Source organism: Sphingomonas phyllosphaerae 5.2 (assembly GCF_000419605.1).
Classification (GTDB): Bacteria; Pseudomonadota; Alphaproteobacteria; order Sphingomonadales; family Sphingomonadaceae; genus Sphingomonas; species Sphingomonas phyllosphaerae_B.
On record NZ_ATTI01000001.1, the window covers coordinates 113851 to 137788 of the forward strand.

The window sequence follows — 23938 nt, forward strand, 5'->3', positions numbered from 1 at the left end:
CTCCACTTCGCCGCTGGTCATAAACGCTTTGCCGCAGCGCTGCGCTCCGCATGCCGGGGTTAATTTGACTTTAGCGAATCGCCTTCACAACGCTGCGCCAGTCACATGCCGCATGGGCGGCGTGCTTTTCGTCAGGGGCGGGACGCCGGCGTGTTCTTGCGCGAGCATCAGGGTCTGGAATGGGCGGGCGCCGCGGGTGCGCGCGTGTCCGGCCGGACGCTGGTGCCGCTGGCCGAGCGCAGCACGATCGACCGGTTGCGGATCGCCGCGGCGCAGACCGACTGGGTGCCCGATCTGGGGCGTGACATCGGCAGCCGCACCTGGTGGCGCGGCATGGCGACCTGCACCGCGCTATGCGCCGGCGCCTGGTTCCTGTCGCCGGGCTGGCAGCCGATCCTGGGCCATGGCGCGCCGGTGATGACGGAGGCGGCGTTCGAGGAAGCGCGGACGCAGTCGTTCGCACCGCTGGCGCTGGGGGCGACCACCGGCCGGCGAATGGCGGCGGGTGCGCTGGTGCGGCCGCTGAAGGAAACCCCCGAGCGCCCGCAGATCGAGCTGACCGCGGCGCTGACCGATGGCGACACTCTGCCGGGCGCCTTGCAGCGTGCCGGGGTGGGCGGGCACGAAGCCACGCGGGTCGCGGCGCTGATCGGCGGGGCGACCTTGCGCCCCGGCACGATCCTGTCGCTGACGCTGGGACGCCGTCCGACCAGGTTTCAGCCGCGCCCGCTGGAAAAGCTCGATTTCCGTGCGGCCTTCGACCTGAACATGACGGTGCTGCGCGCCGGCGACGCGCTGAGCGTGATCCGCCGCCCGATCGCGATCGACCGCACGCCGCTGCACATCCGCGGGATCGTGGGCGCCAGCCTCTATCGCTCGGCGCGGGCCGCCGGGGTGCCGGCGCGGGTGGTGGAGAATTATCTCAAGGCGCTGGGCGCCCACATGCCGATCGAGCGGATCGCGGCGAGCGACACGTTCGATATCGTCGCCGACCAGCAACGCGCCGCCACCGGCGAGGTCGAGGTCGGCCAGCTGCAATACGCCGGGCTGGACCAGGGACGCCGTGCGATCACGCTGGTGCGCTGGGGCGACCGCGACGGCAGCGGTGGCGAGCTGATGAACCCTGGCGGGCAGGTCGAACGGCGCGGGACGATGGGGATGCCGGTCGCCGGGCGCGTCACCTCCACCTTCGGGATGCGGATGCACCCGCTGCTGGGCTTCATGCGGATGCACAAGGGCACCGACATCGGTGCGCCCTATGGCAGCCCGATCTATGCCGCCATGGACGGGGTGGTGCAGTTCGCCGGGCGATCCGGCGGGTACGGCAATTTCGTCAAGCTGGCGCATGCCGGTGGACTGGCGAGCGGTTACGGGCACATGAGCCGCTTCGCGGTGCGACCGGGAATGCGCATCGAGCGCGGGCAGGTGATCGGCTATGTCGGATCGACCGGCATTTCCACCGGGCCGCACCTGCATTGGGAAGTGTGGCAGAACGGGCGTCCGGTGAACCCGCGCTCGATCGCGATGAGCAGCCTGCAGGCGCTGCCCGCAGCGACGATCCGCGCGATGAAGGCGAAGATCGCGCGACTGGCAGGCACGCCGCTGCAATAGGGACTGGCGACGGCGCGGTTTGCGTTTGCCGGTGTCCGGTCGCTGTCGCCGCGGGCGTCCTCTACAATTCCGCACTACGTCCGCTCGCCCGGTCCGGCTGAAATACGCGCGGTGTCGTAAATGCTTGCGGGATGCGCCGGCGCGACCCACATCGCGCCTCCCATGCCGCTCCATCTCACCAAGGTCGCGTTCGGCGCGGCCAGCGTCGACCTGCTGGCCGATCGGTTGCGCGCGCGTGCCGCTGCCGGGCCGGTGTTCCTGACGACGCGCTATCTGCCCAAGCGCCACGAGGAAGTGGCGGGGCAGGGCTCGCTGTTCTGGATCATCAAGCACCAGCTGGTGGCGCGTTCGCCGATCCTGTCGTTCGGCGATGCCGAGGGCGGGCGCGTGGCGATCCACATCGATCCCGAACTGCGGCTGGTGCTCGCACAGCCGCGGCGCGCGCATCAGGGCTGGCGATACCTCGAGGCGGGCGATGCGCCGCTCGACCTGGGCGGTGACGTGGCCGACGGGCTGGCGGCGATGCCACCGGCGCTGATGGGGCAATTGAGCGCTTTGGCGCTGATCTAGGGCGCGCCCGTCATCCCGATCATCGCGGGGTATGACCGGCGAGTGCGTTGTCTTCAGTCGTGCTTGCGCCCGAAATCGGCGGCCGCATCGTCCTGGCCCTGGTCGACGATCGAGCGGCGGATCGCGCGCGTCCGCGCGAAGCGATCGTGGAGCGCGTCGCCGTCGTCCCAGCGGATCGCGCGCTGCAATTGGCTCAGGTCCTCGCTGAAGCGTTGCAGCATCTCCAGCACCGCTTCCTTGTTCGACAGGAACACGTCACGCCACATCACCGGATCCGAGGCGGCGATCCGCGTGAAGTCGCGGAAGCCGCCGGCCGAGAATTTGATCACCTCCGACTGCGTCACCTGTTGCAGGTCGTCGGCAGTGCCGACGATCGTATAGGCGATCAGGTGCGGCAGGTGGCTGGTCACCGCGAGCACGAGGTCATGATGGTCGGGGGCCATCCGCTCGACGTCCGCGCCCAGCCGGCGCCAGAATTCCTCCACGCGCACCGTGGCCGCCTCGTCGCTCTCGGGCAGCGGGGTGACGATGCACCAGCGACGGCGGAACAGTGTCGCGAAGCCCGCCTCCGGGCCGCTCTGCTCGGTGCCGGCGACCGGGTGCGCCGGGATGATGCGGGCGGGCGGGAGTACCGCCGACAACGCCTGCGCCACCGACGCCTTGCAACTGCCCACGTCGCTGACGATCGCGTCGGCGGGCAGGTCGGCCGCGATCTCGGCGGCGACCGCGCCCATCGCGCCGACCGGCACGCACAGGATCACGAGATCGGCGTCGATCACCGCCGCGCCGGCGTGGTCGGCGACGTCGTCGAGCAGGTCGATGCGCCGCGCCGTCTCGCGCACCGCGGCGCTGGCGTCATGCCCGGTCAGCCGCACGGTCGGCATATATTGCCGCACCGCCCGCGCGATCGAGGAGCCGATCAGCCCGAGGCCGATGATCGAGACGCGGGCGAACGGCAGCATCAGCCGCGCTCGATGCCCTTGTCGGGTGCGGTGGCGTGGGCCGGGGCGGCGCCGCGCTCGACGATCCCGCGCAGCGCCGCGGCGACGCCGCGCGTCTCCTCCTCGGTGCCGATCGTGATCCGCAGCCCTTGCGCCAGGCCCTGGCCGGGGAGCCAGCGGACGATATAGCCGGCGTCCATCAACCCCTTGTAGGCGGTCTCGGCGGTCACCGCCCCTTCGAAGACGACGAGCACGAAGTTCGCTTCGCTGGGGATCGCGCGCAGCCCGGCATTCCCGAGCCTGGCGATCTCGTCCGAGAACCAGGCGCGCCACGTGGCGTTGTGGGCGCGGGTATGTCCGACGAACGCCGTGTCCTCGATCGCCGCGACGGCGGCGCGTTGTCCGCCGATCGTGATGTTGAACGGCAGCCGGATGCGGTGCAGCGCCTGGATGATGTCGACATGTGCATAGCCCCAGCCGATCCGCTCGGCAGCGAGGCCGTGGATCTTGGAGAAAGTGCGCGTGACCAGCACGTTGGTGGCGGTCTTCGCCAGCGCCAGCCCGCCGTCGTCGTCGGCATCGGCGAGGTACTCGGCATAGGCCTGGTCGAGCACCAGCAGCACGTTTGCCGGCAGCGCGGCGTGGAGGCGGGCGATCTCCGCGGCCGGTGCGAAGGTGCCGGTCGGGTTGTTGGGATTGGCGACGTAGACGACGCGCGTGCGATCGGTGACGCAGGCGAGGATCGCATCGACGTCGGTCGCGTAATCGCGATCGGGCGCGATCACCGGGGTGGCGCCGACGCGCCGCGTCGCGATCTCGTACACCGCAAAGCCGTAGCGGACGAAGATCACCTCGTCGCCCGGACCGGCGAACGCGCCCGCGACGAGGTGCAGGATCTCGTCCGAACCATTGCCGTAGATGATGCGCGCCGGGTCGAGCCCGAAGCGCGCGCCGATCGCCTCGCGCACGATCGCACCGCTGGCATCGGGGTAGCGCTCCAGCGTGTCAGCGGCCGAGGCATAGGCGGCGCGCGCGGCGGGCGAGGTGCCGAGCGGGTTCTCGTTCGAAGACAGTTTCGCGACCGTCCGGCCATCGTCGGTGGTCGATCGCCCCGGGATGTAGGGTGCGATGTCCATGATCCAGGGCTTGGGCGTGGGAGCGTTCGTCATGGCCGATGCGGGTAGCGCGCGCGCGGGCGCGGGGGAAGTGGGGACGCGACCGGGATCGGGCGTGTAGGTTGTGAGCGTCCGGACCACGTGGCACTTGCCGGTCGGCAGGGGCGACGCCGGGCGGCTTGCCAGCTACGATCCAGACGCCGGTATGACGCCATGGATCGTACGAAAGGTCATGTTGAAGCGTGAACCGTCCACGGTCGCACGTTTCGGCACGGCATGTTTCCAGTGCCGCTGAAGCTCGCCCCGCATCAATGGCCGATGCGGGTAGCGCGCGCGCGGGCGCGGGGGAAGTGGGGACGCGACCGGGATCGGGCGTGTAGGTTGTGAGCGTCCGGACCACGTGGCACTTGCCGGTCGGCAGGGGCGACGCCGGGCGGCTTGCCAGCTACGATCCAGACGCCGGTATGACGCCATAGATCGTACGAAAGGTCATGTTGAAGCGTGAACCGTCGACGGTCGCACGTTTCGGCACGGCATGTTTCCAGTGCCGCTGAAGCTCGCCCCGCATCAGGAGCAGGGTACCGTGCTGCAGGGGGATGGTGATCTTCTCGGCATGATCGCTGTTGCGGCGCAACTGGAAGTCGCGCGTCGCGCCGAAATTGGCGGAGGCGATCACGGGATCCACGCCCAGTTCCTTTTCGTCGTCGGCGTGCCAGCTAAGGCTGTCCTTGCCGTCGCGATACCAGTTCAGCAGCACGCAGTTGAACGTGCTGCCGCTGGCATCCTCGATCCGATCTTTGATATGAAGCAGGCCGTCGGTCCAGGGATTGGGCTCGGACTTTATACCCGAATAGGTATAGGCGGCGCCGGGATCGCCGTACCACGCGGTCAGCCGCGGCAATGGAATATCCTTGCCGTACAGTTTCATGCTGTCCTGCTTCCAGCGGACGTTCGTGAAGCCGATCTGCCCGAGCGCTTCCGCCGACACCTTCCGCCAGTCGATCGTGCGCCAGTCGGCGCTGTCGTTCTCCTGAAGGTAGGCGAACATGCGGTCGCTCCACGCCTTGCTGAAGAAATGCTCCGCGTAGAAGAACGCGCCGCCCGGCACCGTAACGTCGAAACCGTTGCGATCCTTATTCCACGACACGTCGTACCCCGGAGCGGCCGGCAGGACGAAGGGCGGTGTCGGCGCCGCCGGAGCAAAAAGATCAGCCATCCTTGACCTCGAACTCGCACAGCCAGCCGATCCCCGCGGACCGGCCGGGATTGTCGCACGTAAATCGCTCCACCGTCGACCGGCAATCGATCAGGTGGCCGTCCTTTCCCGCTTGCGTCATGGTCGCCGCGAGTGCTTCGACCTGCGGCGATCCCCCGTTGAAGTCGCGGTCGTGACTGACCGACAGTATCGTATGCCGGCCCGCCCGCACCGTCGCTATCAGCAATGTCAGCGCATCAAACCCGGGTAAGTCTAGGAATTGGAAAACAGGTGCAGGGTCGCGCCCGGTGAGGTGGCAGGTACCTGTTCCTTGTCCACCTCGTCGAAGCGCCGGTTGATGGCGGTCACCTTCGCATCAGGCGCCAGGCGCGCGTATAGCGCCACGGCCCGCGCCAGCGCGAGCGATGATGGTTCGACCAGTACGATGTCGCGCGCCTGCCCGAAAAGCCGGCCCCTGGTCAGATCGTTGGCGAGAAGGCCCGCCAAACCCTGTCCGCAGCCATAATCGAAGACCGTCGTCGGTGGTTCGACGGCGGCGAGCAGGTGTGAGATCCTCTCCCACTGGCTACGGATCATCGGCCCGTAGCTGTGGAGATACTGGTCCAGATCGTCTGTCGTGCCGATCACGGCGTGTCCGAAGTCCAGCGCACCTTTCGCTCCATGATCCCGCCTGAACGCGGATCTGAACCACGAAAAGTTCAGCTCGCCACGCGCCACGTCGCCGATCGCGCCAATCGCCCTGTCGTCCACCGCAAACCTCTCGCCACCCGAGCGCGGCTAATGTGCCGCGTTCCGGAGATAGACCGGCGGCGGCCTGTCGACGGCGAAGGCGCCTCCATTCCGGAGCAATCCCGGGAAGGGGGCACCATGCGCCTTCCCGTCTCGACACCCCGCCCCCGCCGCGCGTAAAGGCAGGGGCTCGATGCTCAGCACGCCTTCCTCGCTCGACCAGCGGTTCGGCCTGTCGCGGCGTGTCGCGCTGCCGGGGCCGCTCAGGCTCGACGGCGGCGCGCTGCTCGCGCCGGTCGAGATCGCCTACGAAACCTATGGCACGCTCGCGCCCGGTGGCGGCAACGCGATGCTGGTGTGCCATGCGCTGACCGGCGACCAGCATCTGGCGAGCGCGCATCCGCGCACCGGCAAGCCGGGGTGGTGGCAACGGATGGTGGGGCCGGGCCGGCCGATCGACACCGATCGCTATTTCGTGATCTGCACCAACGTGCTCGGTTCGTGCATGGGAACGTCGGGGCCCGCGAGCATCGATCCGGCGACCGGCCGGCCGTTCGCGATGACGTTCCCGGTCATCACGATCCGCGACATGGTGCGCGCGCAGGCACTGCTGCTCGATCACCTCGGCGTGGCGCGGTTGGCGGCGGTGGTCGGCGGATCGATGGGCGGGATGCAGGCGCTCAGCTGGGCGGCGACCTTCCCGGAGCGCGTCGCGAAATGCGTCGTGATCGCCTCGACCGCGCGCCATTCGGCACAGAACATCGCCTTCCACGAGGTTGGACGACAGGCGGTGATGGCCGATCCGAACTGGCGCGGCGGCGACTATTACGACGGTGATCCACCGGCGGCAGGCCTGGCGGTGGCGCGGATGGCGGCACACATCACCTACCTTTCGGAGGCCGGGCTCACCGAGAAGTTCGGGCGGCGCTTGCAGGCGCGCGAGCAGAAGTCGTTCGGATTCGACGCCGACTTCCAGGTGGAGAGCTACCTGCGACACCAGGGGCTGGCGTTCTCCGACCGCTTCGACGCGAACAGCTATCTCTACATCACCCGCGCGCTCGACTATTTCGACCTTGCCGAGGAGCATGGCGGCATGCTGGCGAACGCCTTCCGCGGAGCGGCGACGCGGTTCTGCCTCGTCAGCTTCGATACCGACTGGCTGTACCCGACCTCCGAGTCGCGCAGTATCGTCCATGCCCTGATGGCGGCCGGCGCACCGGCGAGCTTCGTCGAATTATCGAGCCCGTTCGGGCATGACGCGTTTCTGCTCGAGTCACCCGAGCTGGACCGGGTGATGCACGGCTTCCTGAGCGCCGCGGCATGAGCCTGCGCCCCGATCTCGCGATCATCGCCGGGCATGTGCCCGCGGGCGCGCGGGCGCTGGACGTCGGCTGCGGCGACGGCGAGTTGATGGCCGCGCTGCGCGACGAGGCGCGCGTCGACGTGCGCGGGCTGGAGATCGACGCTGCGAACGTCGCCGCGGCGGTCGGGCGCGGACTGTCGGTCATCCAGGGCGATGCCGATATCGATCTCGCCGGCTATCCCGACCAGAGTTTCGACTATGCGATCCTGAGCCAGACGTTGCAGACGGCGCGCGCGCCCGATCGCGTGCTGGACGAGTTGCTGCGCATCGGGCGCTTCGCGTTCGTCAGCTTTCCCAACTTCGCGCATTGGCGGGTACGGCTGTCGCTGTTGTGGGGCGGGCGGATGCCGGTGACGCGGCTGCTGCCGGAACGCTGGTACGACACCCCGAACATCCACCATGTGACCATCGACGATTTCCGCGCGCATCTTGCCGAGCGCGGCGTGATCGTGGAGCGCGCGTGGTTCCTGTCCGGCGACAAGCGGACCGGCGGCGCGGCGGCGAACATGTTCGCCGAACACGCGGTGTTCCTGCTGCGACGGGAACCATGACGTTTGATCTCGGTTAAGATCGGCGTGACCGACCATTCCGCACCCCCCACCGCGCTGATCGTCGAGGACGAGATTTTCGTCGCGCTCGATCTCGAGCGTATCCTGGAGGATGCCGGCTATACCGTCGTTGCGATCGCGGCGGACGCCGCATCAGCGCTGAGCGCAGCACCGGGATGTTGCTTCGCATTCGTCGACGTCAATCTGCGCGACGGCGCGACCGGGCCGGAGATCGCCGAGCGTATCGCGCGCGAACACGGCGTGAAGGTCGTTTTCGTCACCGCCAATCCGGGTCAGATCACCAACCGCGACACCGCGCTCGGCTATGTTCGCAAGCCGTTCAACGAAGAGGCGATCCTCGCCGCCGCACACACCGCTTCACGCGCGGTCGACGTTGCCGGCGACAATATCGATTTCGTCAGGTGGTCGCCAGTCGGCTGAACGCCTCGCGTGGGACGCGCACCTCGACCCGCAGTCCGTCCGCATGCCATTCCCGCACCAGCGTCCCGCCCAGCTGACGCTTGGCGCTCATTTCGATCAATTGCGAGCCGAAGCCGTGCTGCGTCGGTGCGTCGTGAAGCGTCGGCCCGCCCTGTTCATGCCATAGCAGGACGACGTCCCGACCGGTGTCGGTGACGATCATCGTTACCCGCCCGTCGATGCTGGACAGCGCGCCATATTTGCTCGCGTTGGTCGCCAGCTCGTGGAAGATCAGCGCCAGCGGGGTGGCGGCGCGATCGTCGACCACGACATTGTCGCCCTTGATCGTGAAGCGCTCGCCGCTGCGCGACTGATAGGGGATGAAAAGCTCCTCGAGCAGGCCGTGCAGGCTGTCCTGTCGCACGCTCGGGCGCGACTGGTCGCTGTGCGGGCGGACGAAATCATGCGCGCGGCCAAGCGCGGTGATGCGCTGACGCAGCTCGCCCAGCAGCCCGGCGAGCGGCGGGTGCGTGCGCCCGGTCAGGTGCACCAACCCCGCGACGACCGAGAAGATGTTCTTGATGCGGTGGCTCAGTTCCTGGCTGACGATCTCGCGCTCCTCCATCGCCAGCCTCTGCTGATGGATGTCGGTGCAGGTGCCGAACCAGCGCGTGATCGTGCCCGCGGCATCGCGGATCGGCAGCGCGCGGCCCAGCACCCAGCGATAGGTGCCGTCATGGTGCCGCAGCCGATATTCGATCTGATACGGCTCGCCTGTTCCCAGCGCGTGGCGCCACGCCGCCCACGCACGCTCCTGATCGTCGGCGTGGAACATCCCGTTCCAGGCTTCGCCGTCCGTCGAGCCCTCCGGCGTGCCGGTGAAGGCGTACCAGCGCGCATTATAGTAATCGTGATAGCCGTCCGGCAGCGTCGACCACACCATCTGCGGCATGGTGTCGGCCAGGATGCGGAAGCGCGTCTCGCTATCCTCGGCCTCGCGGCGCGCGACCTGCGAGACGGCGTGATCGCGCGAGCCGTGGACGCGCGCCATGACGGCGGCCCCCAGCACGCGCAGCCCGCCCAGCTGGAGCGCGGTCAGCCCGGCCGGGCGTGGCGACGTGCCGAGCACGCACAACGCCCCGAGCGGGACTCCTTCCTCGGTGACCAGCGGCGCGCCGGCATAGAAGCGCACGCCCGGATCGACGAGCAGTGGATTGTCGGCGAACCGCGGGTCCTGCGTCGCGTCGGGGACGACCATGATGTCGTCCTGCCACATCGCATAGGCGCAGAACGACATCGCGCGCGGCGTGCCGTCGAGGTCGGTGCCGGTCGCGGAGAGGAACGATTGCTCGTCCTCCTCGACCAGCGAGACCAGCGCGATCTCCGCCTCGCACAATCGTGCCGCGAAGTCGGTGATCTGCTTGAGCGCGGCGGCGCGGCGAAGCGCGACGAGATTGTACGCGTCGATCGTCGCACGACGCTGCCGCTCGTCGATCGGGCCGGCACCCGCGATCGTGGCTGGCGCGGCATCCGCGGGGCAGAGGGGTGCGCTCACCGGCACGGACCTCAGAACGGTACGTCGTCGTCGAGATCGTCCGCGAAGCCGCCGCCGTAGCTGCCACCGCGCGCCGCACCGCCGCCAGCGGACCCGCCGCCGCTCGCGCCGCGCGAACCGCCCGCACCGCCGCCACGCGGGGCACCGCCGCCGTAACCACCACCGCCACCGAAGTCATCGCCGCCCATGTCGTCACGAGCGCCGCCGCCACCGCCGCCGGGGCCGTCGAGCATCGTCAGCACGGAGTTGAAGCCTTGCAGCACCACCTCGGTCGAATAACGATCCTGCCCCTGCTGGTCCTGCCACTTACGCGTCTGCAGCTGGCCCTCGATATAGACCTTGCTGCCCTTGCGCAGGAACCGCTCGGCGACGTTGGCCAGCCCTTCGTTGAAGATCGCGACCGAATGCCATTCGGTCTTTTCCTTCTTCTCGCCGCTGTTGCGGTCCTTCCACGATTCGGACGTCGCGATCCGCAGGTTGACGACCTTGCCGCCGTTCTGGAACGAGCGCGACTCGGGATCGCGCCCGAGATTGCCGACGAGAATGACCTTGTTGACGCTGCCTGCCATCGAAACCTCTATCTGGCCGGTCCATGCCGGCGACGGTGCGGCCCGGCTTCTCGATCGACGGCGACGGGCCGGACGGGAAGCGGGCGGTGCGGCCCTTTAATCAAAGCCCGGCGAGCACCGCCAGCCAATACGTGATCCCCGCCATCACATAAGCGGTCACGAACAGATAACCGAGCATGAACATCGGCCATTTCCAGCCGTTCGTCTCACGCCGGGTCACCGCGATCGTGCTGATGCATTGCGGCGCGAACACGAACCACATCAGAAAGGCGAGTGCGGTGGGCAGCGACCAGCGCCCGCGCAGGTGATCGACCAGGCTTTTCGATCCGGCCGCATCCTCGGTATCGTCGATCGCATAGGCCGTGCCGATCGCTGCCACCGCCACCTCGCGCGCCGCCATCGCCGGGATCAGCGCAAGCGCGATGTCGTGATTGAAGCCGATCGGCCGCACCACGACCTCCAGCCCGCTGGCGATCCGTCCCGCGATCGAATATTCGACCTGGCTCTGTCCGCGCGGCGCCTGCGGGAAGCTGAGCAGCGCCCACAGCACGATCGTCGTCAGCGCGATCGTCGTGCCGGCGCGCTTCAGGAAGATCGCCGCACGGCTCCACAGCCCGATCGCGACGTCACGCAGGCGGGGCAGCTGATATTTGGGCATTTCCATCATGAAGCCCGACGATTCGCCCTTCGTCACCGTGCGGCGTAGCAGCAGCGCGGCGACGAACGCCCCGACGATGCCCAACAGGTACAGCGCGAGCAGCACCAGTCCCTGCAAGCCGACGAACGGCACCACCTCCCGCGCGGGAATGAATGCACCGATGATGATCGTATAGACCGGCAGCCGCGCCGAGCAGGTCATCAGCGGCGCGATCAGGATCGTCGTCAGCCGGTCCTTTTCGTCGTCGATCGTGCGCGTCGCCATGATCCCCGGCACCGCGCATGCGAAGCTGGACAGCAATGGGATGAACGCGCGCCCCGACAGCCCGACGCCAGCCATCAACCGATCCATCAGGAAAGCGGCCCGGACCATATAGCCCGAGGCCTCCAGCACGAGGATGAAGAGGAACAGGATCAGGATCTGCGGCAGGAACACCACGACCGCGCCGACCCCGGCGATAACGCCATCGGTCAGCAGCGAGCGCAGGAAGCCGGCGGGCAGCGCGCCCTTGATCGCCGTCTCCAGTGCGGCGAAGCCGTCCTCGATCCAGCCGATCGGCGCTTCCGACCAGCTGAACACCGCCTGGAACATCACGAACAGCAGCGCGACGAGCAGGATCGGGCCGAACACCGGGTGGAGCGCGACTCCATCCAGCGCGTGGTGCCAGCGGCGCGTCGGCGTCTCGCTGACGGTCGCGGCCTTCGACAGGTCGCGTGCGCGGCGTTGCAGCGTCCGAATGTCCTCGTCGGGCGCGGCGGCGACCGCGGCATCGGGTGCGATGCCGACGATCCCGGTCAGCGCGGCGCGCAGCACGTCGATGCCGCGCCGCCGCACCGCGACGGTTGGCACCACCGGCACGCCTAGTTCGCGCTCCAGCACCGCCGCGTCCAGCACCAGCCCGTCGCGCTCGGCCAGGTCGACCATGTTGAGCGCGACCACCACCGGCAGCCCCAGCGCGATCAGCTGCATCGCGAAGCGCAGGTGATTGTCGAGGTTGGCGGCGTCGAGCACCACGACCAGCACGTCGGGGCGGCGTTCGCCCGCCTGTGCGCCGAGCAGCACGTCGCGCGTCACCCGCTCGTCAGGGGAAGAGGGGTCGAGGCTGTAGGCGCCGGGCAGGTCGACCAGCTCGACCGGGCGGCCATCGTCCAGCACGAGCCGGCCGGAATGGCGCTCCACGGTGACGCCGGGATAATTGCCGACCTTCTGCCGCGCGCCGGTCAGCGCGTTGAACAGCGCGCTCTTGCCGGCATTGGGATTGCCGACCATCGCGACCAGCGGGGGCATTTCCATCAGGATCGACGCGGCGAGCCGCTCACTCGGCCGGCAGCGGTTCGACCGAGACGCGGATCGCCCCGGCGACCGCGCGGCGCAGCGCCACCGTCATCCGCCCGATCCGGCACGCCACCGGTCCGCCGCCGATCTGCGCACGGTGCAGCACCTGCACCGCGACGCCGGCGTCGAAGCCCAGTTCGCGCAACCGCCGCGCTTCGGGCGTGGCAAGGCGGGACCAGTCGATGGTGTCGACGATGGCGGCCTGATGCCGCGGGAGCGTTTCGAGGCTGATGGGCAGGGTCACGCGGCTTGTATAATGGCAGTGCGATTGATTATCAATTAGCGATTGCCGTCACACCACCGGGTAGCGCAGCCGGCCGATGAACCGGCTGAGGCTCGGGCGGTGCTGCGTCCGCCGCGTGAACTGTGCCTTGGCCTTTTCGAACCGCATGATCCCGTCGATGCGCCGCGACAGGAATGCGCGGGTATCGGCCTGCCCCTCGCTGTCGTCATCGAGGAACACGGTGGTCGTCGCGGTGTAGACGGCCAGCAGCATCGCGCGCTTGGTGTAATGGTTATAGTCGGTTGCGGTGTCGCCGGCCAAACGCCACATCCGGTCGACGCTGCGCCAGCCGAGCTTCGCGGCGCGCGCGACGTTGTTCGGCAGCGCCAGCACCGCACGCGCCCGCCGCAACGCCTCGCGTTCGGGGGCGAGCACCGCCAGCCGCGCCTCGACCAGCGCGGTGATGCGTTGGCGGATCTTCATCGCCGTCAGTCCTTCGGGCGGAAGGGCACGCGCCATTTCCGCGTCGATATGCTCGAACCACGCATCGATCATCGCCACCGCGCCGTCCGCGAAGGCGAGTCGCGCCACGTCGGGGTCGATGCCCTCCAGCTCGGCGGCGAGATCGCGCGCGGCATCGCCCCAGCCGTCGAAGGCGGCATTGGCGGCGATCGCGGGCGCAAGGCGGGCGCGTACCTCGTCGAGCGTCAGGTCCTCGGTCATCGCATCTCCTCCGGCACGGGATTGGCGGGTGGCGGCTCCGTAGCATTGCGGCGGCGGTCGCGCACCAGCACCAATGCCGCAGCGATCATCGCGATCCCCACGAAGTCGGGCGCGGCGAGCGCTTCGCCGAAATGCACCCAGCCGATCGTCGCCGCCACCGCCGGCTGGATCAGCAGCGCGAGCCCGATCACCAGCGGCGGCAAGCGGCCGAGCGCGTAGATCATGCAGCCCTGTCCGAGCAGCTGGCAGACCAGCGCCAGCGCGATCAACGGCGTCCAGTGCTGCGGCATGATCCGCTCGCCAAGGATCAGCGCGTAACCCAGCAGCGGCAGCAGCGCCGCCAGCGACGACAGCGCCAGTGCCGGCCAGGGGGCGAGCGCGCGCCGCACGTCGGACATCAGGATGAAATACAGCGCGTACAATATCCCGGCCAGTACGCACAGCAGGTCGCCGGCAAGGTGGCGCGGATCGAGCTGGTAGGACCGCCCCATCAACAGCGCGGCGCCGGCGGCGGCGAGCAGCAGCGCGACGCCCTGCATCCGCGTCGGCCAGGCGCGCGCGACGAGGAACCCCCAGAGTGGAAAGAGGAACGTCGCCGAATTGCCGAGCAGCGTGGCGTTCGCCATCGTGGTGTGCAGGATGCCGAGGTGCCATGTCCCCAGGTCGGCGGCGAAGGCGACGCCGGCGAGCCCCACGAACAACCATATCCGCGACGTGGGCGCGCTGCGCGAGGCCGGCCCCGGCAGCGCCAGCGCGGCGATCGCGAGCAGCGGCACCGCCAGCGCCATCCGCCAGAACGCGGCGGCGACCGGGCCGGTGTCGGCGAGCCGCACGAACAGCGGCCCGAACGCCAGCGCGGCATTGGCGACGACCACCGCGACGAAGGCGGCGGGATTGCCGGTGGGGGCAGGGGAACGGGGCATGCTGTCCGGGTGCTTTCGTTCGTCGTTCCTGGGCGGCTCGGCGCTCGGGCGGTTCGCCGTGCCGCCCATTTACGTCATTCCCGCGCGGCGCGGCGTCCAGTCTTCAGCCGGTCCCGCCCGCTTCGTCATCCCCGGGGCACCAAGAGGCCAGTTGCGCAGCTTCTCGAAAGGACCACGGGCTGGATTACCGTGCGCGTGAAGGACGCCTTTCCGGGAATTCGCCGCTTACGCCGCCTCGGCCAGCAGCTTCTTCGCCTCGGCGCCGGTCCAGTCCATGTCGCCGGTGACGCGCCAGATCTCCTTGCCGTCGGCGCCGTAGAGGATCGTCGTCGGCAGGCTTGCGCCATAAGCGGTGCTCAGCGCCAGCTTGGCGTCCAGATACGGCTTCAGGTGCGTGAACTTGCGCTCCGCCAGGAAGGCATTCGCCTTGGCCGGCTCCATGTCCTGGCTGATCGCCAGCACCGGCACCTTGTCGCCCAGCGCCGCGGCGGCGGCGTCCAGCGTGGGCATCTCCTTCACGCACGGCGCACACCATGTCGCCCACAGGTTCACCAGCACCGGCTTGCCCTTGAACGACGCCAGCGTTGTCGGGCCGCCGGTCCCGCCCGGCGCTGCGAAGGACACGGCGGGCGCGGCCTCGCCCTTGTGGCTGCGGTCGATCTTGTCGGCCTTCGGTGCGCCGGTCGCGGGTGCTTCGTCGCTGCTGACTTCGTCGCTGCCGGCGATGTCGGCGGCCGGCGCTTGCCCGTTCGACGGCGACCCCTTATCGCACGCCGCAAGGGCCAGCGCGGTGCCGAGGAGACAGACGATCGCGACGCGGGATGCCATGAGCGGTTCCAACCAGATGTGGGGTGGGCGGTTCGCCGAAGGGCCAGCCGCTGTCATGCGCGAGATAAACGCGTCCATCCCCTTCGACAAGCGGATGTGGCGGCAGGACGTGGCCGGCAGCCGCGCGCATGTCGCGATGCTGGGCGCGCAGGGCATCGTCTCCGCCGGGGACGCCGCCGCGATCGGCGCCGGGCTGGAACAGGTTGCGCAGGGCTATGCCGATGGCGGCGTGCCCGATGATCTGGCGATGGAGGACATCCATATGCTGACGGAAGCGCGGCTGTCCGACGCGATCGGCGCCGCGGCCGGACGCCTCCACACCGCCCGCAGCCGCAACGATCAGGTCGCGACGGACTTCCGCCTGTGGGTGCGCGATGCGACCGACCAGGTGCTCGCCGCGCTCGCCGCGCTGGACGACGCGTTGCTGGCGCGCGCGGAGGAACACGCCGATAGCGTGATGCCGGGCTTCACGCACCTGCAATCGGCGCAGCCGGTGACGCTGGGTCATCACCTGATGGCCTATCACGAGATGGTGGCGCGCGACGTGTCGCGCTTCACCGACAATCGCGCGCGCGGCAATCTCTGCCCGCTGGGCGCTGCCGCGCTGGCGGGCACGGGCTTTCCGATCGACCGCGCGGCGACCGCCGCCGCGCTCGGCTTCGACGGACCGACCCGCAACAGCCTAGATTCGGTCAGCGATCGCGACTTCGCGCTCGATTACCTGATGGCGGCGGCGCAATGTTCGCTGCACCTCAGCCGCCTCGCCGAGGAGTTCGTGCTGTGGGCGTCGCAGCCGTTCGGGTTCGTCTCCCTGTCCGACCAATGGTCGACCGGCAGCTCGATCATGCCGCAGAAGCGCAACCCCGATGCCGCCGAGCTGGTGCGCGGCCATGCCGGGCGGATCACCGGCTGCCTCGTCAGCCTGATCGTGACAATGAAGGGGCTGCCGCTCGCCTATTCCAAGGACATGCAGGACGACAAGCCGCCGGTGTTCGAATGCCATGACCTGCTGGCGATCTCGATCGCGGCGATGACCGGCATGGTGGAGAGTGCGACGTTCCGCACCGACCGGATGCGCGGCCTCGCCGAAAGCGGCTATGCCACCGCCACCGATCTGGCCGACTGGCTGGTGCGTGAGGCCGACGTCCCGTTCCGCGAGGCGCATCATATTACCGGACGCGCGGTGGCGCGCGCGGAGGCGCTGGGCTGCACGCTCGACAAGGTGCCGCTCGCCGATCTGCAGGCGATCGACCCGCGGATCACCGACAGCGTTTACGGCGTGCTGTCGGTCGACGCCTCTGTCGCGAGCCGCAGGAGCTTCGGCGGGACCGCGCCCGACAACGTCCGCGCCGCCATCCGGGCGGCACGCGCGTGAGGGCGCTGCTGCTGCTGCTGCTCGCGACCCTGCCGCTCGCGGCCTGCGGTTCGACGCAGACGCTCAAGCCCGCCGTCGGGAAGTCGATGCCGGTGACGCCCTATGGCGCGCCGCAGCAGCCGGCCGTCGCCGATCTGCTCACCCCCTCCGTCCAGGCGCGCCCGCAGCGTACCGGCGAGGTGCTGAGAAGCTCGCAGGAACGCGCTCGCGACCCGTTCGACCTGCCGCCGCGCTGACTCTTTTCGTTCGGGTGACCATGGACCATTTTCATTATCGCGACGGTGCCTTGTGGTGCGAGGGCGTGCCGCTGACCCGGATCGCCGACGAGGTGGGGACGCCCGTCTACGTCTATTCCGCCGCCGCCTTCCGCGCGCAGGCGCGTGCGTTCCGCGACGCGCTGGCGGGGGTGCCGGACGTGCACCTCGCCTATGCGATCAAGGCCAACCCGAACCTCGCCGTGCTGCGCGTGGTCGCCGCTGAGGGTTATGGCGCCGACGTCGTCTCGGGTGGGGAGATGGCGCGTGCGGTGGCGGCGGGCATACCGGCGAGCGGGATCGTCTTCTCCGGGGTGGGCAAGACCCGCGCCGAGTTGCTGCGCGGGCTGGAGGCCGGGATCGGCCAGTTCAACCTCGAGCTGGAGGAAGAGGGCGTCGTGCTGGCGCAGCTGGCCCACGAGCGCGGGATGACCGCGCGCGCGGTGCTGCGCGTCAACCCGGACGTGGATGCCGGCACGCACGCCAAGATCTCGACCGGGCGCAAGGAGAACAAGTTCGGCGTGCCGATCGATCAGGCACCTGGAATGTATGCGCGCCTGTCCACGCTGCCCGGCCTGTCGATGCAGGGCGTGGCGATCCATATCGGCAGCCAGTTGTTCGACCTCGCCCCGCTGGAGGCGGCCTATGTGCGCGTGAAGGCGCTGGTCGACGAACTCCGCGCCGCCGGCCATGCGGTGGCGCGGGTCGATCTCGGCGGCGGGCTGGGCGTGCGCTACAAGGCGGGCGACGACCCGCGCAGCCCGGCCGAATATGGCGCGATGGTGGAACGCGTAACGAAGGACTGGGGCGTCCAGCTGATGTTCGAGCCCGGTCGCGTGATCTCGGGCAATGCCGGCGTGCTGCTGACGCGCGTGATCTGGGTGAAGCCGGGGGTGGTGCACCCCTATGTCATCGTCGACGCGGCGATGAACGACCTCGCGCGCCCGGCGCTGTACGATGCGTGGCACGATGTCGACGCGGTGGTGCCGACCGGCGAGCGGATGACCGCGAACGTGGCCGGGCCGGTGTGCGAGACCGGCGACACCTTCGCGATGGCACGCGAGATGGACGCGGTGAAGGGCGGCGACCTGGCGGTGCTGCGGACCGCAGGGGCGTATGGCGCGACGATGGCGTCGACCTACAACAGCCGCCCGCTGGTGCCCGAGGTGCTGGTCGACGGCGATCGCTATGCGGTGGTCGCGGACCGGATTGCGGCGGAAACGATCCTCGCCGCCGAGCGCGTGCCCGAGTGGTTGTAGGCAACAGATCTTTCTGCCGCCGCCCGGATCGCTGGCCGGTTTCCGACGGCGCTTGTGGCGTGGCGGGATGCTTTTTCGCTTCCGGGCGTAACGCATGACGCTGCATAGCCTTCCGCTGTTCGTACGGCTGAACGGTCGCCCGGTGATCCTTGTCGGCGCGGGGGAGGCAGCCGAGCCGAAGCGGCGGTTGCTGGAGCGTGCCGGGGCGATCGTCGTCGGCGAGGATGACCCGGAAGCCCGGCTCGCGATCGTCGCTGACGACGACGCGGCGGTGGCGCGGCTGAAGGCGCGCGGCGTGCTGGTCAACGCGGTCGACCGGCCCGAGCTGTGCGACTTCACGTTGCCCGCGATCGTCGACCGCGCACCGGTGCTGGTCGCGATCGGCACCGGCGGCGTGTCGGCGGGGCTGGCGGCGGCGGTGCGGCAGCGGCTGGAGGCGGTGCTGCCGGCGTCGCTCGGCCGGCTGGCTGAGGCGTTGCACGGTGCGCGCGCCGGGTTGCGCGCCGCGCTGCCCGATGGCGGTGCGCGACGGCGGGCGATCGGCGCGGCGCTGGCGCCGGGTGCGGCGCTCGATCCGCTCGCCGACTACGACGGGCGCGATGCCGCGGCGGCGGTGCTGGCGAGTGCGGCGGCGGGCGGGGTGGTGCGGCTGGTGCTGGCGTCGCGCGATCCCGACGATCTCACGCTGCGGCAGGCACGGCTGCTCGCCGCTGCCGACCGCGTCACGCACCGCGCCGACGTGCCCGCGGCGATCCTCGACCGCGCGCGCGCCGATGCGCTGCGGATGCCGTGCGATGCTGCGCCGGTATCCGGCGAGGGGCTCACCGTCGACGTGGCGATGCACGCATGAGTGGCTTCGCGTGGCGCGTTGCGGCCGACGGCAAGACGACCCGCGTCTCGGCGACCGACTCCCTTCGCGACGAAGCACAGTTTCTGTGGGTGCATCTGGCCACCAATGCCGAACATGCGCAGGCATGGTTGCGCGACGAGGCGAAGCTGGAGCCGTTCACCGTCGACCAGCTGACCGCCGCCGAAACGCGCCCGCGCGCCGACAAGATCGGCGCCGGCGCGTTCGTCAACCTGCGCGGGCGTACCGACGAGGAGCTCGATTCGTCCGACATGCTCGCCTCGATCCGGATCTGGGCGACCAAGGGCCGCGTCATCACCGTCTCTCGCAAGCGGCTCGTGGTGCTGGAGGATGTCGAGGAACAGGTGTCGCACGGCACGGTAAGCGACCCGGGCGACCTGATCGCGGCGTTTGCGACGGCGATCACCGAGGATCTCGATCCCGTCGTCGCCGACCTTGGCGACGGACTTGACGATTGCGAGCAGGGGTTGAGCACGCACCGCGTGTTCGAACTGCGTCGCGAGGTCACGCGGGTGCGGTCGGAGGCGATCAACTATCGTCGCTTCCTCAGCCCGCAGCGCGCCGCGCTGGAACGGCTGGCGACGCTGCCGGGGGACTGGCTGGCCGAGGACGACCGCGCGCATCTGTCCGCCGCCGCCGACCGCGCCGCGCGCATGGCCGAGGAAGTCGAGGCGATCCGCGAGCGCGCCGCGCTGATGCACGAGGCGTTGACCGATCTGCGCGCCGAACAGCTCGACCAGCGCAGCCTGGTGATCGCGATGGTGGCGATGATCTTCCTGCCGCTGACGTTCCTGACCGGATTGTACGGGATGAACGTGAAGGGGCTGCCCTATGCCGAGGCGCCGTGGGCGTTCGATGCGATCGCCGGCGTCTGCGCGTTGGTCGCGGCGGGCATCGTCATCTGGTTCGTGCAGCGGCACTGGTTCCGCGGGTAGCTCGCGGCTCACCCCGACGTTGCCGGGGTGAGCGATGCGGGCGTTACGCCGCGCGCGCCTGCCGCCATGCGCCGGCGATTTCCTCCAGCTCGGCGGCGACGGCGCGAAACGGTGCGCCGTCGGTGCCGACGCTGGCGTCGATCACTTGCCGGCGGCACCCGGCATAGAAGCGCGCGAGGACCCGCGAGACGTCGCCACCCTTTTCGAAATCGAGATTGGCCTCCAGCGCGAACAGGATCGCGGTAGCGCGCGTGACGCGTTCGCTGCGGGTCGCGAACTGCTTGCGCTCCGCCGCCCAGGCCGCGACGCGCAGCGCCTGGGTCAATTCCTCATAGAGCAACTGGACCAGTGCCGGGCCGTCGGCGGCGGCGGTACGACCGGCCAGGTCGATCTCGCGATAGGTGCGCGCCGGATCGCGCAGCAGGGAAGAGGCATAGGCCATGATGGGTCGTCCTTTCCCGTCAGTTCGACTTGTACCAGCCGTCGATCTGCTGCGTCATGAACGACTGGGTCGCCTTGTACGCCGAGACGCGGGAATTCATGCTGGCATATTGCTGCGTCAACCGCGCCGAGAAGCGCGTCGATTGATCGTCGATCTTCGAGGTCTGCTTGGTCAGGTCGTCCTGCGCCGCGCGCAGCCGCGTGTCGGTGGCGGTCAGGCCATATAGCGAGCTGCCCGACGAAAGCTTGAGCGACTGCATCGCGGCGTTGATGCCGGTCGCGCCGAAGCTGTTGGGCGTGAACATCGCCTGGATCGCGTCCGGCGTGTCCTTCATCGCCTTGGTCAGGGCGGCGTCGTCGATTTCCATCGAGCCGTCGGTCTTGTTGGTGCGGATGCCGATTCCGGCCAGCGTCGACGGCGTGCCGCCCGCGGCGTCGGGGAGCAGCGTCTTGCTCGCGAAACCCTGCAGGTTGCGCAGCAGCTGCCGCGCGGCCGGATCGGCGCGCAGCGGCCCGTCGATCGCATTGGTCTGTGTCTTCACCTCGGTGAGCAGCTGGTTGAAGGTCTCGACGAAATCCTTGACCGCGTTGGTCAGCGCCGCGTCGGGGCGCGTGCCGCTCAGCGTCATCGTGCCGATGCCGGCCAGCGTCAGCTTCACGCCGGGGACGAGATCGCTGATCTCGTTGCTGGGCCGTTCCACCGCGACGCCGTCGACCGACAGCCTGGCGTTGCCGGCCTGGCCGCCGACCGCCAGCTTCGTGGTGGCGGGCGCGTCCTTGCCGACGCTGAGCGTGTCGAGCGTGCCGCCGGTGCCGGTCAGCGAGAACGCCTGAGCGTTGCCGCTCTGCCCCTTGAGCGACAGGAACGCGCCGCCGTCGGCATCGGTGATGACCGAGGCGGTGACGCCGGTGCCCCTGGCGTTGATCGCCGCGGCGATGCCGGCCGGCGTGTCGTTGGGCGGTGCGATCGCGATGTCGAACGACAGGTCGGTGCCGTCGTCGGCCTTGCCCGGCGTCAGGTCGGTCATCTTGCCGTTCGCGTCATAGGCGGCGGTGCCGATCTTCAGCGTCAGCGTGCCGGTGCCGAACGCGTCGGCCTTGCCCAGCTTGCTGCTGGTCACGGTCTGCACGGTGGCGAGCTTGTCGACCTTGACGGTCGCCGAGGCGCTGGCCGACATCGGCGCACCCGATATCGCGGTGGCGCCCGCGACCTTGGAGTCGCTGACGTTCGGCTGCGTGGCGAGCGTGCCGCCGCTGACCAGCGTGTTCACCGCCTTGGCGAAGTCGCTGACGAAGCTCTTGAGCGTCGCGGCGCCGGAGATCTGCGCGGTCAGCTTCTCGGATTTGGCGGTGATCTGCGCCCGCTTGGCGGCGAATTGCGCATCGACCAGCTTGCCGACGAGCGAGTCGGTATCGACCCCGGAGCCTGACCCCAGCGAGGTGAGGATCGAGTTCGCCGCCGATTTGGTCGTTGCCGCCGTGCTGGCCGGCTTGGACGTGGTGGGCGTTGGTGTCGCCGTGCTGCTGGTGATCGTCGCCATGATGCTCTCCTAAACGGCCGCGCGCGGCGATTCTTTATGATGGTTGGACACCATTTTCGTCGAAACGTGCGGTCGGCGGCACATCGATCGGCGGCTGCGTGCCTCCGGCCGCCGCATTGAGCCCGAACACGAAGGCGAGAACGGTCGCGATCGCGAGATACAGGTCGTCGCGGACTTCCTGCCCCTCGCGGCTGGTGTAGTAGACGGCACGGGCGAGTGCGGGGTATTCCAGGATCGGCAACGAGCGATCCTTCGCGGCCTCGCGGATCGCCAGCGCCAACGCGCCGCGGCCCTTCGCCACCACCACCGGCACCTCGTCGCGCCCGCGATCGTAGCGCAGCGCGACCGCGAAGTGGGTCGGGTTGGTCAGCACGACGTGCGCCTCGTCCAGCGCCTTGTGCATGCCGCCCGACATCATCTCGCGCTGCCGCATGCGCATGTGCCCCTTCATCTCGGGGTTGCCCTCGCTCTCCTTGTGCTCGTCCTTCACTTCCTGCTTGGTCATGCGCAGCTTGCGCAGCAGCTGCATGATCTGCGTCGGCACGTCGATCATGCCGATCGCGACCAGACCCATCGCCATCACGAGCAGCACGTGGGTCAGCGTCGCGCCCAGCCCGGCGAGCGCGACGGGCAGGTTGGAGGCGGCGAGCCCGAAGCTGAAATGCGCGGTTTGCCACAGCATCCACGCGCCGATCGAGCCGAGCAGCGTGACCTTCAGCAGCGACTTGCCGAGTTCGATCCAGCCCTGCATCCCGATGATGCGCTTGATGCCCGAACCGGGATTGATGCGCGACGCCTTGGGGGCGAGCAACCCGGCGTTGAAGCCGAGCGAGCCGAGCCCGGCCTGGCTGGCGACCGCCGCGCCGATCGTGATCGCGAACAGCGTGCCGATCGGTGCGGCCAGCTTCCACCCCGCCTGGATAAGCGGGCGCCACGGCTGGAAATCCTCGACATCGGCGCGCCCGAAGCTGAAGCTGGCCGCCATCACCTCCTTGCACGCGGCGAGCAGCGCCGGACCGAAGAACATCATCCACGAAATGCCTGCCAGCACCACCAGGGCGGTGGCGAGATCGCGGCTCTTGAGGACGTCACCCTTCTCCCTGGCGTCGTCGCGACGCTTCTGGGTCGGGGCTTCTGTCTTGTCGCCACCCTCCGACATCAGCCGAGCACCAGGCTTTTCGCCGCGGCGAGGCCTTCACGCACGATCACCTGCATGTAGTCGCCCATCGCGGGCAACGCGATCGCGAGGCTGACGACGCCGACCGCGAGGCTGGCGGGCAGGCCGATCGAGAACAGGTTGAGCGACGGCGCCGAACGCGACACCATTCCCATCACGAGGTTGAGGCACAGCAACAGGAAGCCGACCGGCAGCGCGAGCAGCAGCCCGGCCATGAAGGCATAGCCGCCGAACAGGGCGATGTCGCGCAACTGCCCGGCCGCTAGCCACGCCGCGCCGGGGGGCAGCGCGGTGTAGCTTTTCACCACCATGTCGACGAGCACGAGATGGCCGTCGAGCGACAGGAACAGCAGCGTCAGCAGGATCGACAGGAACTGTCCGACCGCCGGGCTGGAGCGGCCGGAATTGGGATCGATCATGTTGGCGAAGCCGATCCCCATCGATCCGCCGATGATCTCGCCCGCGACCAGCGGGGCGGCGAACGCGATCTGGACGATGAAGCCCATCGCCAGCCCGACCAGCGCTTCGGCCGCGACCGCGACGAAGGTGGCCAGCGCGAAGATCGTCGGCGGGGTCTGGATCGTCGTGGTGCCGAGCACCAGCACGCCGACCGCACCCGACAGCGTGATCCGCGCGGGCAACGGTACGGAGACGTTGCCGAACACCGGCGCGGCGATGAACGCCGCCCCGACGCGGATCATGACGAAGATCAGCGCCCACAGCTGCGTCTCGATCGAGAGGCCAAAGCCTAGCATCGTGCC

The 23938-nt window shown here is 69.2% G+C and carries 26 protein-coding genes; 10 read left to right on the top strand and 16 right to left on the bottom strand.

Annotation, left to right across the window (positions count from 1 at the left end; translation table 11 throughout):
• The first annotated feature begins 150 nt into the window (after nt 1–150).
• The gene (locus SPHPHY_RS0100595; protein ID WP_022684777.1) at nt 151–1611 is read left to right on the top strand and encodes a M23 family metallopeptidase; all 1461 of its coding nucleotides are present in this window, start codon (nt 151–153) and stop codon (nt 1609–1611) included.
• Between the two features lie 162 nt (nt 1612–1773).
• Nucleotides 1774–2181 (top strand): DUF1489 domain-containing protein, encoded by a 408-nt coding sequence (locus SPHPHY_RS0100600; protein ID WP_022684778.1) that lies wholly within the window; start codon nt 1774–1776, stop codon nt 2179–2181.
• 53 nt (nt 2182–2234) lie between these two features.
• Here SPHPHY_RS0100600 and SPHPHY_RS0100605 read toward each other — a convergent pair whose 3' ends face one another.
• From SPHPHY_RS0100605 to SPHPHY_RS0100630, 5 genes are all read right to left on the bottom strand, one after another.
• The gene (locus SPHPHY_RS0100605; protein WP_022684779.1) at nt 2235–3143 is read right to left on the bottom strand and encodes a prephenate/arogenate dehydrogenase family protein; all 909 of its coding nucleotides are present in this window, start codon (nt 3141–3143) and stop codon (nt 2235–2237) included.
• Nucleotides 3143–4291 carry a histidinol-phosphate transaminase gene (gene hisC, locus SPHPHY_RS0100610; RefSeq protein WP_051148244.1) on the bottom strand — a complete coding sequence of 383 codons (1149 nt, stop codon included), beginning with the start codon at nt 4289–4291 and terminating at the stop codon, nt 3143–3145. Before hisC ends, SPHPHY_RS0100605 begins: the two co-directional genes overlap by 1 nt.
• Nucleotides 4292–4682: 391 nt before the next feature.
• Nucleotides 4683–5453: an alpha-ketoglutarate-dependent dioxygenase AlkB family protein gene (locus SPHPHY_RS18730; RefSeq protein ID WP_022684782.1), complete on the bottom strand. Its 771-nt coding sequence runs from the start codon at nt 5451–5453 to the stop codon at nt 4683–4685.
• Nucleotides 5446–5679 carry a hypothetical protein gene (locus SPHPHY_RS22160; RefSeq protein ID WP_022684783.1) on the bottom strand — a complete coding sequence of 78 codons (234 nt, stop codon included), beginning with the start codon at nt 5677–5679 and terminating at the stop codon, nt 5446–5448. Before SPHPHY_RS22160 ends, SPHPHY_RS18730 begins: the two co-directional genes overlap by 8 nt.
• Nucleotides 5680–5705: 26 nt before the next feature.
• Entirely contained in the window at nt 5706–6203 is a 498-nt protein-coding gene (locus SPHPHY_RS0100630) for a hypothetical protein (protein WP_022684784.1), read from the bottom strand.
• A gap of 172 nt (nt 6204–6375) precedes the next feature.
• Between SPHPHY_RS0100630 and metX the strand changes: the two genes are divergently transcribed.
• Genes metX through SPHPHY_RS0100645 form a run of 3 tightly spaced genes read left to right on the top strand, consistent with a single transcriptional unit; the run spans nt 6376 to nt 8534 of the window.
• A complete protein-coding gene (gene metX, locus SPHPHY_RS0100635) occupies nt 6376–7506 on the top strand; it encodes a homoserine O-acetyltransferase MetX (protein WP_022684785.1) in 1131 nt (376 codons plus the stop codon).
• Nucleotides 7503–8096, top strand: a complete 594-nt coding sequence (gene metW, locus SPHPHY_RS0100640) for a methionine biosynthesis protein MetW (RefSeq protein ID WP_022684786.1) — start codon at nt 7503–7505, stop codon at nt 8094–8096. The genes metX and metW overlap by 4 nt, the downstream gene beginning before the upstream one ends.
• A gap of 24 nt (nt 8097–8120) precedes the next feature.
• A complete protein-coding gene (locus tag SPHPHY_RS0100645; RefSeq protein ID WP_043130171.1) occupies nt 8121–8534 on the top strand; it encodes a response regulator in 414 nt (137 codons plus the stop codon).
• On the opposite strand, the gene SPHPHY_RS0100650 is transcribed toward SPHPHY_RS0100645, so the two are convergent.
• The 7 genes from SPHPHY_RS0100650 to SPHPHY_RS0100680 form a co-directional block, all read right to left on the bottom strand.
• On the bottom strand, nt 8512–10068 hold the full coding sequence (locus SPHPHY_RS0100650) for a PAS domain-containing protein (RefSeq protein ID WP_022684788.1): 1557 nt from the start codon (nt 10066–10068) through the stop codon (nt 8512–8514). The genes SPHPHY_RS0100645 and SPHPHY_RS0100650 overlap by 23 nt on opposite strands.
• Before the next feature lie 11 nt (nt 10069–10079).
• Nucleotides 10080–10637: a single-stranded DNA-binding protein gene (ssb, locus tag SPHPHY_RS0100655; RefSeq protein ID WP_022684789.1), complete on the bottom strand. Its 558-nt coding sequence runs from the start codon at nt 10635–10637 to the stop codon at nt 10080–10082.
• A gap of 100 nt (nt 10638–10737) precedes the next feature.
• Nucleotides 10738–12588 carry a ferrous iron transporter B gene (gene feoB, locus SPHPHY_RS0100660; RefSeq protein WP_022684790.1) on the bottom strand — a complete coding sequence of 617 codons (1851 nt, stop codon included), beginning with the start codon at nt 12586–12588 and terminating at the stop codon, nt 10738–10740.
• A gap of 22 nt (nt 12589–12610) precedes the next feature.
• The gene (locus tag SPHPHY_RS0100665; protein ID WP_022684791.1) at nt 12611–12874 is read right to left on the bottom strand and encodes a FeoA family protein; all 264 of its coding nucleotides are present in this window, start codon (nt 12872–12874) and stop codon (nt 12611–12613) included.
• 48 nt (nt 12875–12922) lie between these two features.
• Nucleotides 12923–13576 carry a COQ9 family protein gene (locus SPHPHY_RS0100670; RefSeq protein ID WP_022684792.1) on the bottom strand — a complete coding sequence of 218 codons (654 nt, stop codon included), beginning with the start codon at nt 13574–13576 and terminating at the stop codon, nt 12923–12925.
• Complete coding sequence (locus tag SPHPHY_RS18735; protein ID WP_051148344.1) at nt 13573–14499, bottom strand: DMT family transporter; 927 nt, start codon at nt 14497–14499, stop codon at nt 13573–13575. Before SPHPHY_RS18735 ends, SPHPHY_RS0100670 begins: the two co-directional genes overlap by 4 nt.
• Before the next feature lie 225 nt (nt 14500–14724).
• Nucleotides 14725–15327, bottom strand: a complete 603-nt coding sequence (locus tag SPHPHY_RS0100680; protein ID WP_022684794.1) for a TlpA family protein disulfide reductase — start codon at nt 15325–15327, stop codon at nt 14725–14727.
• A gap of 16 nt (nt 15328–15343) precedes the next feature.
• Between SPHPHY_RS0100680 and argH the strand changes: the two genes are divergently transcribed.
• The 5 genes from argH to SPHPHY_RS0100705 all read left to right on the top strand — a co-directional run bounded on the left by argH (nt 15344) and on the right by SPHPHY_RS0100705 (nt 20018).
• Entirely contained in the window at nt 15344–16702 is a 1359-nt protein-coding gene (gene argH / locus SPHPHY_RS0100685; protein ID WP_028056332.1) for an argininosuccinate lyase, read from the top strand.
• The gene (locus tag SPHPHY_RS0100690) at nt 16699–16938 is read left to right on the top strand and encodes a hypothetical protein (protein WP_022684796.1); all 240 of its coding nucleotides are present in this window, start codon (nt 16699–16701) and stop codon (nt 16936–16938) included. Before argH ends, SPHPHY_RS0100690 begins: the two co-directional genes overlap by 4 nt.
• A 20-nt stretch (nt 16939–16958) precedes the next feature.
• On the top strand, nt 16959–18215 hold the full coding sequence (lysA, locus tag SPHPHY_RS0100695) for a diaminopimelate decarboxylase (RefSeq protein ID WP_022684797.1): 1257 nt from the start codon (nt 16959–16961) through the stop codon (nt 18213–18215).
• 94 nt (nt 18216–18309) lie between these two features.
• A complete protein-coding gene (locus SPHPHY_RS0100700; RefSeq protein ID WP_022684798.1) occupies nt 18310–19065 on the top strand; it encodes a precorrin-2 dehydrogenase/sirohydrochlorin ferrochelatase family protein in 756 nt (251 codons plus the stop codon).
• Nucleotides 19062–20018 carry a zinc transporter ZntB gene (locus SPHPHY_RS0100705; protein WP_022684799.1) on the top strand — a complete coding sequence of 319 codons (957 nt, stop codon included), beginning with the start codon at nt 19062–19064 and terminating at the stop codon, nt 20016–20018. Before SPHPHY_RS0100700 ends, SPHPHY_RS0100705 begins: the two co-directional genes overlap by 4 nt.
• Before the next feature lie 43 nt (nt 20019–20061).
• Here the strand turns inward: SPHPHY_RS0100705 and SPHPHY_RS0100710 are convergent, their stop codons facing one another.
• From SPHPHY_RS0100710 to fliR, 4 genes are read right to left on the bottom strand one after another with little or no spacing between them, the layout of a single operon-like run.
• The gene (locus tag SPHPHY_RS0100710) at nt 20062–20460 is read right to left on the bottom strand and encodes a flagellar protein FliS (RefSeq protein ID WP_022684800.1); all 399 of its coding nucleotides are present in this window, start codon (nt 20458–20460) and stop codon (nt 20062–20064) included.
• Between the two features lie 19 nt (nt 20461–20479).
• On the bottom strand, nt 20480–22000 hold the full coding sequence (gene fliD / locus SPHPHY_RS0100715; protein ID WP_022684801.1) for a flagellar filament capping protein FliD: 1521 nt from the start codon (nt 21998–22000) through the stop codon (nt 20480–20482).
• 34 nt (nt 22001–22034) lie between these two features.
• Nucleotides 22035–23159 carry an EscU/YscU/HrcU family type III secretion system export apparatus switch protein gene (locus SPHPHY_RS0100720; RefSeq protein WP_022684802.1) on the bottom strand — a complete coding sequence of 375 codons (1125 nt, stop codon included), beginning with the start codon at nt 23157–23159 and terminating at the stop codon, nt 22035–22037.
• On the bottom strand, nt 23159–23932 hold the full coding sequence (gene fliR, locus SPHPHY_RS0100725; protein WP_022684803.1) for a flagellar biosynthetic protein FliR: 774 nt from the start codon (nt 23930–23932) through the stop codon (nt 23159–23161). The genes SPHPHY_RS0100720 and fliR overlap by 1 nt, the downstream gene beginning before the upstream one ends.
• Nucleotides 23933–23938: the final 6 nt, after the last annotated feature.